This window comes from Aeromicrobium sp. Leaf272, assembly GCF_001422865.1.
In the GTDB taxonomy this organism is placed as follows: Bacteria; Actinomycetota; Actinomycetes; order Propionibacteriales; family Nocardioidaceae; genus Aeromicrobium.
Map to the genome: position 1 here is coordinate 312,012 of NZ_LMMY01000009.1, position 10,335 is coordinate 322,346.

Here is a 10,335-nt window from a genome sequence, read left to right on the forward strand (position 1 = left end):
CCGTCACCGTCGAGGGCCGCACGGTGCGGGTGCCGCGCCGGCTCGTCAGGGCCGTGCACCGCGGCCTGGTCGACGTCGACCGTCTCTGAACCACCGCCCCCGAGCCTGTCGAGGGGCCCGAACCCGTCCCACCCACAGGAGGAACCATGAAGGTCCGCAACTCCCTGCGCTCGCTCAAGAACCAGCCCGGCTCGCAGGTCGTGCGCCGACGCGGGCGCACCTACGTGATCAACAAGCAGAACCCGCGCCTGAAGGCCCGTCAGGGCTGACGACCTCCGGACCCACCACGGTTCCCTGCCACTCACCATGGCGCGCACGCCATGGTGAGTGGGGCAGGACCGTGGTGGGTTCGCGATTCCCATCAGGTGATGGGAATCGTGGGGCCGGTGGGCCGGAGGTCAGCCGACGAGCTGCTGCCAGGTGTCCCAGCCGATGCGCACGACGAACGCCGACACCACGACGATGAACACGATGCGGATGAACCGGTTGCCCCGCGCCACGGCGAGGCGGGCGCCGAGGTAGCCGCCGGCCACGTTGCAGACCATCAGCACCGCGGCGACCTTCCAGATGACCGCACCCTGCGGGACGAACACGACCAGGGCGGCCAGGTTGGTCGCGAAGTTGGCCAGCTTCGCCTTGCCGCTGGCCTCCAGGAACCCGTAGCCGAGCACCCCCACGAGCGCGAAGACGAGGAACGAGCCGGTCCCCGGCCCGAGGGCGCCGTCGTAGAAGCCGATGGACGCACCCACCAGCATGGCCGCCCCGTAGTGGCGCCGACCGGTGAAGCGGATGGCCGCCACCTGGCCGAGGTCGGGTCGCAGCACCGTGAAGGCACCGACGACGACCAGGACCACGAGGATCGCCGGGTTGAAGGCCGCGCGCGGGATCCACGAGGCCACGACCGCACCCAGCAACGAGCCGATGAACGCCGCACCCGCCAGGGGCGCGGCCGTGCGCAGGTCGAGCCGCACGCGTCGCAGGTAGGTGATGCTCGACGTCGTCGTGCCGGCGATCGAGCCGATCTTGTTCGTGGCCAGCAGCTGGACCGGCGCCGCCTGCGGGAAGGCCACCATGAGGGCGGGCAGCTGGACCAGCCCGCCACCCCCCACGACGGCGTCGATCCATCCGGCGAGGAACGCGGCCACGCCGAGGAACAGCAGCACTCCCCCGGTGAGCTCCTCCACCCGGTCAGGCTACGCACCGGCCGGACCCGGCCACGAGGCGGCGACGTCATGAGGAACGACCAGCGCACTCCTCACCGTCGGGACCAGTAGCCTGAGTCCCGCCAGAGCCCCTCCACGGAAGTAGGCCCCATGCGACTGATCGCTGCGCGCGTCCGCAAGGTCATGTCGGTCCACGACTCCGGACGCCTGGCGCTCGACGAGGGCATCACGACCATCGTCGGCAAGAACGAGTCGGGCAAGACGGCCATGCTGCAGGCGCTGTACCGGGCCAACCCGCTGCCCAGCGGTCACGTCACCGCGTTCACCGCGCGACGCGACTACCCCCGACGCGACCTCGGGCGCGACCGCGAGGTCATCGACCAGGTCCGCCCCGTCACCCTCGAGATCGAGCTCGACTACGACGACCGCCAGGTCCTGGAGCGCGCCGGCGCCCTGCTGCCGACGACCCCGCTGTTCGTGAGCCGCTCGTACGGCGACGGCGAGCTGCACTGGGCGTCCGACGAGGAGGGCACCCCGCTCGAGGCGTCGCCCGAGGCCATCGCCCGGCTGACCGCGATGCTGCCGGGCTTCCAATACTTCGACGACCACAACGTGCTCCCTGGCAGCGTGTCCATCCGGCGTCTGCAGGAGATGGACTCGGCCGACCTCTACCCGTCCGAGCGCACCGCGCTGGCGCTGCTGAGACTGGCCGGCGTGGCCGACGCCTCGTTCGACGAGGACGACTACGAGGTCCGCAAGGCCGCGCTCGAGGCCGCCGCCGCACGCCTGTCGGACCAGCTGCTGGAGTACTGGAGCCAGAACCGCGAGCTGTCGATCGAGCTCGACCTGGAGACGATGGGCATCTCCTCGCCCGACCCGTGGCTGCACATCCGCGTGCGCGACGACCGCCAGCGGATGAGCCTCAACGTTGCGGAGCGCTCCAAGGGCTTCATCTGGTTCTTCTCCTTCCTCGCGGCGTTCTCGGAGTTCGCCGACCAGGACCGTCGGGTCATCCTGCTCGACGAGCCCGGCATGAACCTGCACGCGAACGCCCAGGCCGACCTGCTGCGCTACATCAAGGAGCACCTCGGCCCCTTCCACCAGGTCGTCTACTCCACCCACTCGCCGTACCTCATCGACTCCGGTCGCCTGAGCCGCTGCCGCGTGCTCGAGAACGTCGGCGACGAGGGCAGCAAGATCAGCTCCGACCTGTGGCGGGCAGGGTCCGAGACCACGGTGCCCCTGCTGGCGGCGCTCGGTGCGGACCTCACGCGCAAGCTGGTCAGCGGGCCGCACCAGCTGCTCGTCTCGTCACCGTCGGACATCACGTACCTGACGGTCATGGGTGACCTGCTCCGTTCCGAGGGCGGACGCGCGCTCGACCCGCGCTGGAACCTGACGCCCGTCGGTGGTGCCTCCGGCATCCCGACGATCCTGGCGCTGCTCGGCACCACGGCCGTCTCGGCCACGGTGCTCATGGACGGTCCGGCCGGCGCGCGGGGCGCCGTCGAGGAGCTGGTGAACCGAGGGGCGATCTCGGCCGACCACATCGTCCCGCTCACCGACATCACCGGCACCCTCGACGCCGACCTCGAGGACCTCTTCGACTCCCGGTGGTACGTGGCACTCCTGGAGGAGTCCGGCGGACCGAAGGTCTCGCACCGCAAGATCACCGGCAAGCGGTTCCTGCGCAAGCCGCCTCGCCGACGCATCGTGCACCAGGCCGAGACGGTCGTCGGCGGCGCCTACGACCGCTTCCAGCCCGCCGGCCACCTGCTGCGCAACCGGTCGCAGGCGCTCGCCTCGGTCGACGCCGAGACGAAGAAGCGGTTCCAGCAGCTCATCGACCGGCTCAACGCCCTGCTCTGACCGCCCTCTCCCTGGTCGACCAGGAGTGGCTCGTCAGCGACGGAGGACGCGCAGCGAGCCGGTGTGGCCGACCTCGGTGAAGCCGTCGTCGAGGGCGCGCAGGTAGATGCGGTAGGGCGCCTGCCCGCCGTCGGCGGGGTCGGGGAAGACGTCGTGGATGACGAGCGCACCCCCGGGGCGCACCCACCGGGCCCAGCCCTCGTAGTCGCCCTGGGCGTGCTCGTCGGTGTGCCCGCCGTCGACGAACACGAGGTCGAGCTCGCGGCCCCACCACGACGCGACGTCGGGCGAGCGCGCCACCACCACGTCGACGACGTCCTCCAGGCCGGCGCGCGCGAGGGTCTCGCGCAGGAACGGCAGGGTGTCCATCCGGCCGTCGGTGCCGACGAGGGTCTCGTCGTGGTACTCCCAGCCGACCTGCTGCTCCTCCGAGCCGCGGTGGTGGTCGATCGTCACGAGCCGCGCGCCGCGCTCGCGTGCGACGTGGCCGAGGTGCACCGCGGACTTGCCGCAGTAGCTGCCGATCTCGACCGCCACCCCGCCCGAGCGCAGGTGGGCGGCGGCCGCGGCCCGCAGGGCGTCGGCCTCGTCCGCCGGAAGGAAGCCGCGCACCTCGTCGGCCACCGCCTGCAGCGCCTCGGGCAGCGGCGGTGCACTCATGCCACGCACGGCTGGTCGCACTCCTCGTCGGCGGCCAGGAGGGGCAGGCCCTCCCCGCGGAACAGCCCGTTGGCGGGCGTGGTCCGGGTCAGGGCGTCGACGGCGAGGAGCACGGTGCCCGCCGTCCAGGTGGTCTGCTCGATCGGCCAGTAGGTCTCGTCGGGATAGACGTAGCCGGTCCAGTACGTGGCGTCCTCGCGGCGCAGGACCTGGATGTCGGCGAGGAGCGCCCGGGCGTCGGCGCCACGGCCCACCGCGTCGAGCGCCAGGACGAGCTCGCACGTCTCGCCCCCGGTGACCCAGGGGCTGTCGTCCACGCACCGCGCACCGAAGCCGGGCACCACGAAGTCGTCCCAGCGCCGCTCCAGGCGGGCCAGGGCGACGGCGCGTGGCAGCGCCCCGCCCAGCACGGGGTAGTACCAGTCCATCGAGAACCGGGCCTTGTCGGCGAACCGGTCCGGGTGGTGGTCCAGGGCGTGGCGCAGCCGCACCGCCGCGTCCTCCCAGTGCGGCACCCGCTCGCCCACGACGTCGGCCAGCGCGACGCCGCACCGCAGGCTGAGGTGGATGCTGGCGTTCCCGGTGACGAGGGCCTCGTCGGCCACGCACCCGTCGGCGCCGCGCGACCAGCGGACCGGACCCGCGTCGTCCTGCAGGACGAGCACGGCGTCGAGCGCACCCTGCACCGACGGCCACATGGAGCTGACGAAGGCCCGGTCGCCGGTCAGCCGCCAGTGGTGCCAGACCGCGGTGGCCACGTAGGCGGTGAAGTTGGCGTCGGTGGCGGGCTCGACCACCTCGCCCCCGGAGTACTTGGTGGCCCACGTGCCGTCGGGTCGCTGCTGCGAGCGGCTCCAGGCGTAGGCGGCCTCGGCCTCGTCGCGGCGCCCGGCGACGGCGAGCCCCATGGCGGCCTGGAGGTGGTCCCACGGGTCGAGGTGCCCGTCGGCCTCCCACGGGATCGCCCCGTCTCGGGTCTGCACGTCCGCGATCGTGTCGGCCGTGGCCTGCACCTGGGCAGCGTCGAGCACGCCGGGGAGCGCGAGGACGGCCGGCGATCCGGTGACGGCGGGGGTCACGGCGACCTCAGGCCGCGAGCGGCTTGGTGTAGTACAGCGCCACGCTCTTGCCCAGGACCGGGTCGAGGAGCTTCTCGGCCACGCGGGTGGTGCGGGGCGCCTTCATCATGTCCCACACGAGCAGCTGGTGGTAGGCGCGCACGGCCGGGTGCTGGTCGCGCTCCACGCCCACGGCGCACTTGATCCACCAGTACGGCGCGTGCAGGCCGTGCGCGTGGTGGGTGTGGGTGTGCACCAGGCCCTCGGCACGCAGCTTCGCGTCGAGCTCGCTGGCCTTGTAGATGCGGATGTGCCCGCCCTCGTTGGCGTGGTACTCGTCCGACAGCATCCAGCACACCTTCTCGGGCCAGAAGCGCGGGACGGTCACGGCCAGCGTCCCGCCGGGCGCCAGGATGCGCACGAGCTCGCTGATGGCCTGCTCGTCCTCGGGCACGTGCTCGAGGATCTCCGAGGCGAGCACGACGTCGAAGGAGGCGTCGGCGTAGGGCATGTCGAGGATGGTCCCGGCCTGCACGGCACCACGCCCGGTCCTGGGCACCTGCCCCTCGACCCGCATCGCCTCGAACATCTCGTCGACGCCCTTGAGCTCGACCTCGTCGAGGTCGAACGCGGTCACGTCGGCACCGCGGCGCAGGGCCTCGTAGCTGTGCCGGCCGGCGCCGGCACCGACGTCGATGAATCGGGTGCGGGCGCCCACCCGGAGGCGGTCGAAGTCGACGGTCAGCACGTCACTGCTCCTTGCCGGCGAACCTGCGGATCGCCTCGTCGTAGACGTCGGCGGTGGCCTTGGCCACCGAGGTCCAGCTGTAGCGCTCGAGCGCACGGGCACGGCCGGCGGCGCCCAGGGCCGCGCGGCGGTCGGGGTCGTCGAGCAGGGAGGAGACGGCGGCGGCCAGCTGCTCGGCGTCGCCCGGCTCGACGAGCACCGCGCACGGCTCGCCGCCCTCGGCGTCGCCCACGACCTCGGGGATGGCGCCGGCGCGGCTCGCGACGACCGCGGTGCCGCTCGCGAGCGCCTCGACCGTCGGCAGGGAGAAGCCCTCGTAGAGCGAGGGGACGCACATGATCTCGGCCGAGCGCAGGAGCTCGGCGATCTGCTCGGACTCCAGGCCGCTGTGGGTGGTCACGCAGTCGCGCAGGTCGAGCGCGTCGATGCGGCGGTCCGTGGCGCCGCCGGGCTCGACGCTCGAGACGAGCTGCAGCTCGACGTCGGGGTGCTCGACCCGCACCTTGGCGAGTGCGTCGAGGAGGTGGGCGACGCCCTTGAGCGGCTTGTCGGCGCTGGCGACCGCCACGATGCGGCCGGGCACGCGGGACTCGGTCGCGGCGGGGGTGCCGGGCTGTCGGCGGCGAACGGGACCGAAGGTGTCGGTGTCGACGCCGAGCGGCACCACGCGGATGCGGGCCGGGTCGATGCCGAAGTCGGTGACGGTGTCGTCGGTGGCCACCGTGGAGACGCCCACGACGAACGGCAGCCGCCGGGCGACGCGGGCCTGCATGCCCACGAACGAGTACCACCGAGCGACCGAGAGCTTGCGCCACCCACGGGCAGCCTCGAGCTCGACGATGCGGTCGCGGCTGATCGGGTGGTGGATCGTGACGACGAGCGGGAGCCGTCGGCGCAGGGCGAGCAGCCCCCAGCCGAGGCTCTGGTTGTCGTGGACCACGTCGAAGTCGTCGAGCCGGTCCTTGAGGTGACGGTCGGCGCGCAACGTGAACGAGAGCGGCTCGCCGAAGGCGCCGGTGACGCTGAGCAGCCACTCGACGACGTCGGGAACGCTGCGCAGCGTCCAGGGCGCCGGGGGCTTGAAGGGGTCGGGCTCGTCGTAGATGCCGAGACTCGGCAGCCTCGTCAGTCGCACCCTCGGGTCGAGACCCTCGGGGTAGGGCTGACCGGAGATGACCTCGACGTCGTGGCCGGCCTCGACGAGACCCCGGCTGAGGTGCTCGACGTAGACGCCCTGGCCACCCACGTGCTGCTTGCTGCGGTACGACAACAGGGCGACGCGCACGTGACCACCTTCCTGTGACGTCGCACCGACAGCGACCGTTGAGAGACCAACGGTATCCGAGTCGCGCTCCGGCGCCTCAGCGGCCGGTGACCCGACGCACCTCGAGCAGCGGCACGTGGTCACCCGTCGTGCGGTCGGGGAAGTCGAAGACCGCGAGGACGAGCAGCATCGGGTAGCTCGGCGACTGGTCGGACGCAGCCACCTGCTCGCCGTCGAGGAACCAGGTGATCCCGTGCTCGGTCCAGTCCACGGCATAGGTGTGCCACGCACTCACGTCGAGGCTCCGACGTGGGGCCGCGAACTCCTCGACCAGGTCGGGGTCGCGGAAGGGATGGACCCCCCGTCCGACCTCGAGGGTCACCGTGCCGTCGGGCGTGGTGGCGCGCGTGTCGCCGAAGACCTCGACCAGGCAGATCTCACCGCAGCGCCGGGGCTCGTCCTCCATGCCGATCGTCCACGCCGAGAACATCGACCCTGCGCCGACCGTGGCTCGGCACTCGACCTCGATGCGGCCGTGCAACGGCACGAAGCCCGCGACCCGGGGCTGCTCCTCGCGCACGGTCAGACCGGGGCGGAACGGCTGCTGCCCACGTGTCGACCCCACCGGACCGGACCAGCTGCCGCTCTGCACGGCCGAGACCCGCAACGGTGGCTCGTGCAGGTCGGGGCACCACCGGGGATGCTCGGGGGGAAGCGACAACCGCAGTCCGTCGTCACCGACCTCCCACGTGGCACGTGCGTCCTCACGGGAGCTCCAGGCGGGCAGGTAGGCGGGGACCCACCGCTGGAGGTCCAACCCGTCGAAACGTTCCTCGAACCGCTCCACGATCGGCATCCTCGCACGCGGCACCGACACCGCGGACGACTCAGGAGTCGAAGCCGAGGCCGAGCCGGTCGAGGGTGCGCAGCAGCAGGTTGCGGCGACCCTCGTCGTGGTCGGCGCGATCGAGCGACCAGCGGGTGGCCTCGATGCCGATCGTGGCCAGCGGCTCGGGCGGGAAGGGCACGGCCGGGCGTCGCACCATCGCGAGCCGGGTGCGCTCGGTGTCGTCACCGGCGAGGTGGTCGAGCATGACCTCCGCGGCGAACCGGGTGGCACCGACACCGAGGCCCGTGAAGCCGGAGGCGTAGGCCACGCGACCGCGGCGGGCGAGGCCGTGGAAGGCGCAGAAGCGGGTGGACGTGTCGATCGCGCCCGCCCATCGATGGGTGAACGCGACGCCCTCGAGCTGCGGGTAGGTGGTGAGGAAGTGCGACGCGAGCCGGCGGTAGGAGGCGTCGCGGTCCTCGTGCTCGGGGCTCACCTGCCGCCGATGGATCGCGTCGTAGCCGCCGTAGAGGATCCGGTCGTCGGCGCTGAGCCGCGAGTAGTGGAACTGGTGCGCCAGGTCGGCGACGCCCTGGCGACGGTCCCAGCCGATCGACGCCTTCTGCGCGGCGTCGAGCGGCTCCGTCATGAGGACGTAGTCGTACACCGGCACGGTGGACAGGCGCGTGCGCCGCAGGAGTGGGCGGAACACGTTCGTCGCGAGGGCCACGGCGCCGGCGCGGACCACGGCGCGCTCGGTCCGCACCCGCACCCCGCCCGTGCGGCCGGAGGACAGGCCCGTCACGCGGGAGTGCTCGAAGATCTCCACCCCGAGGTCGGCCGCCACGCGGGCGAGCTCGTGCGCGAGCCGGGCCGGGTGGACGAGGGCGGTCTCGTCACGCTCCCAGCGGCCCGCACGGTAGATCGGGCTGTGGATCTCGGCCTGCACGGCGGACTCGTCGAGCCAGTCGCCGCTCTCGTCCTCCTCGAGCCAGCGCACCTGGTGCGGCTCGTAGGCGACGGACAGGGTGCCCGTGCGCTCCAGCTGCACGTCGAGACCGAGGTCGTGGACGTCACGCTCCAGGGCGTCGAGGTTCTCGCGACCGAGGCGGTGGAGGGTGTCGTACTCGTCGGGCCACCGGGCCCGCCCGTTGACCTCGCCGTGGGTCAGGCTCGCCTCCACGAAGCCGCCGTTGCGTCCCGACGCCGCCCAGCCGATGGTCTCGGCCTCGAGCAGCACCACGCGTCGACCAGGGTCGCGGCGCTTCGCCAGCACCGCGGTCCAGAGGCCGCAGTAGCCCCCGCCGACGACGACGAGGTCGGCCGTGGTCGACGCCGTGAGCTGCGGGTGGCCGGCTCCGGGGGCGTCCTCGAGCCAGTAGGAGCTCAGCCGGCTCGGTCGCAGCGCGGCATCGATGGCCGCCTCGCGGGGAGGCTGCCGCTCGAAGACCGTGCTGTGCCGGCTCATGGGCGCTCGGACGACCCCTCGGCAGGTTCCAGCTCGCTCGACGCCGCCGTGTCCTGGCCGGGCGCGCCCGGCGTGACCGTGACGAGGTGGAGCCGCATGATGCGACGCCCCTCCACCGCGGTGACCGTCAGCCGGTAGCCGTCGAGGTCCACGACCTCGCCCTCGACCGGGATGTGGCCGAGGCGGTCGAGCACGAGACCGGCGACGGTCGAGTAGTGGGCGTCGGGGAGCTCCAGGCCCGTCAGCTCCACGAAGTCGTCGAGGTGCATGGCGGCGTCGATGTCGTCGCCGTCGGAGGAGTGCAGCAGCTCGGCCACCTCGGCGAGGTCGTACTCGTCGCGGATCTCGCCCACCAGCTCCTCGATGATGTCCTCGAGCGTGACGATGCCGTCGGTCCCGCCGTACTCGTCGACCACGAGCGCGATGTGCACGCCCTCGCTGCGCATCTGCGCCATGGCCGGGAGGATCCGGTTGGTGCTGGGCAGCACGGGGATCTCGCGCACGATGTCGGCGACGGACCCGGTGCCGGCACCCTCGGGCACGGCCAGCAGGNAGTGCGGCATGGCGAGCGCCTCGCCGGCGGCCTCGGCCAGACTCATGCCGCCGTCCAGGAAGTCGACGGCTCCGCGCGGCCGCATCACCTCGCGCAGCGTGCGGTCGGTGGCGGTGAACACGTCCTGCAGGATCTGCCGCTCGTCGTCCTCGAGGCTCTCGTGGGCGCCGACGAGGTCACGCAGCTCGTCCTCGCTCATCTCCTCGCCCGCGGCGTGGGGGTTGCCGCCGAGCAGACGGACGACCATGTTGGTCGACTTCGACAGCAGCCAGATGACCGGTCGCATGAGGGTGGCGAACCGGGCGAGCGGCGGCGCGACGGCCAGCGCGATGGGCGCCGACTTCTGCAGGGCGAAGCGCTTGGGCACGAGCTCGCCGAAGACGAGCGACAGGTAGGCGATGAGCAGCGTCATCGCGACGAGCGCGACGCTCGATGCGGCGCTCTCGGACAGGCCCAGCGCCTCGAAGGTCGGCGCCACGTCGGGCGCGAGGGTCGACGCGCCGTAGGCGGCGGACAGGAAGCCGGCCACCGTGACGCCGATCTGCACGGCCGCGAGGAACGTGTTCGGGTCGCGCGCGAGCGTGGCGACCTTCGACCCGCGTGAACCGGTCTTCTCCAGCTGGTTCAGCTGGCTCTCGCGCAACGAGACGAGGGCCAGCTCCGTGGCCGCGAACACCCCGCCGACGAGCACGAAGACCATCACGAGGCCGAGGTTGAGCAGGG

10 protein-coding genes and 1 pseudogene are annotated in these 10,335 nt (G+C 72.3%); 2 read left to right on the plus strand and 9 right to left on the minus strand.

Annotation, left to right across the window (positions count from 1 at the left end; all coding sequences use genetic code 11):
• Positions 1-146 precede the first annotated feature (146 nt).
• Positions 147-269 (plus strand): type B 50S ribosomal protein L36, encoded by a 123-nt coding sequence (gene ykgO, locus ASF38_RS03090; protein ID WP_023645249.1) that lies wholly within the window; start codon positions 147-149, stop codon positions 267-269.
• Positions 270-398: 129 nt separating this feature from the next.
• On the opposite strand, the gene ASF38_RS03095 is transcribed toward ykgO, so the two are convergent.
• A complete protein-coding gene (locus tag ASF38_RS03095; protein ID WP_056573553.1) occupies positions 399-1,184 on the minus strand; it encodes a TSUP family transporter in 786 nt (261 codons plus the stop codon).
• A gap of 129 nt (positions 1,185-1,313) precedes the next feature.
• On the opposite strand from ASF38_RS03095, the gene ASF38_RS03100 reads away from it, so the two are divergent.
• Complete coding sequence (locus ASF38_RS03100) at positions 1,314-3,032, plus strand: ATP-dependent endonuclease (protein WP_056573557.1); 1,719 nt, start codon at positions 1,314-1,316, stop codon at positions 3,030-3,032.
• 33 nt (positions 3,033-3,065) lie between these two features.
• Here the strand turns inward: ASF38_RS03100 and ASF38_RS03105 are convergent, their stop codons facing one another.
• The 8 genes and pseudogenes from ASF38_RS03105 to ASF38_RS18670 all read right to left on the minus strand — a co-directional run.
• Complete coding sequence (locus ASF38_RS03105) at positions 3,066-3,692, minus strand: class I SAM-dependent methyltransferase (protein WP_056573560.1); 627 nt, start codon at positions 3,690-3,692, stop codon at positions 3,066-3,068.
• Positions 3,689-4,771 (minus strand): prenyltransferase, encoded by a 1,083-nt coding sequence (locus ASF38_RS03110; protein WP_056573563.1) that lies wholly within the window; start codon positions 4,769-4,771, stop codon positions 3,689-3,691. The genes ASF38_RS03105 and ASF38_RS03110 overlap by 4 nt, the downstream gene beginning before the upstream one ends.
• A gap of 7 nt (positions 4,772-4,778) precedes the next feature.
• Positions 4,779-5,498, minus strand: coding sequence for a bifunctional 2-polyprenyl-6-hydroxyphenol methylase/3-demethylubiquinol 3-O-methyltransferase UbiG (locus ASF38_RS03115; RefSeq protein WP_055963476.1), 720 nt, complete (start codon positions 5,496-5,498; stop codon positions 4,779-4,781).
• A gap of 1 nt (position 5,499) precedes the next feature.
• Positions 5,500-6,783 (minus strand): glycosyltransferase family 4 protein, encoded by a 1,284-nt coding sequence (locus tag ASF38_RS03120; protein ID WP_055963473.1) that lies wholly within the window; start codon positions 6,781-6,783, stop codon positions 5,500-5,502.
• Between the two features lie 76 nt (positions 6,784-6,859).
• Positions 6,860-7,609, minus strand: coding sequence for a glycoside hydrolase family 16 protein (locus ASF38_RS03125; RefSeq protein ID WP_200914382.1), 750 nt, complete (start codon positions 7,607-7,609; stop codon positions 6,860-6,862).
• Between the two features lie 40 nt (positions 7,610-7,649).
• Positions 7,650-9,059 (minus strand): FAD-binding oxidoreductase, encoded by a 1,410-nt coding sequence (locus ASF38_RS03130; RefSeq protein WP_055963467.1) that lies wholly within the window; start codon positions 9,057-9,059, stop codon positions 7,650-7,652.
• Positions 9,056-9,601 carry a transporter associated domain-containing protein gene (locus ASF38_RS18665; protein ID WP_369815159.1) on the minus strand — a complete coding sequence of 182 codons (546 nt, stop codon included), beginning with the start codon at positions 9,599-9,601 and terminating at the stop codon, positions 9,056-9,058. The genes ASF38_RS03130 and ASF38_RS18665 overlap by 4 nt, the downstream gene beginning before the upstream one ends.
• An 11-nt stretch (positions 9,602-9,612) precedes the next feature.
• Positions 9,613-10,312: pseudogene (locus ASF38_RS18670) on the minus strand (hemolysin family protein); the annotation flags it as partial.
• Between the last annotated feature and the right edge of the window lie 23 nt (positions 10,313-10,335).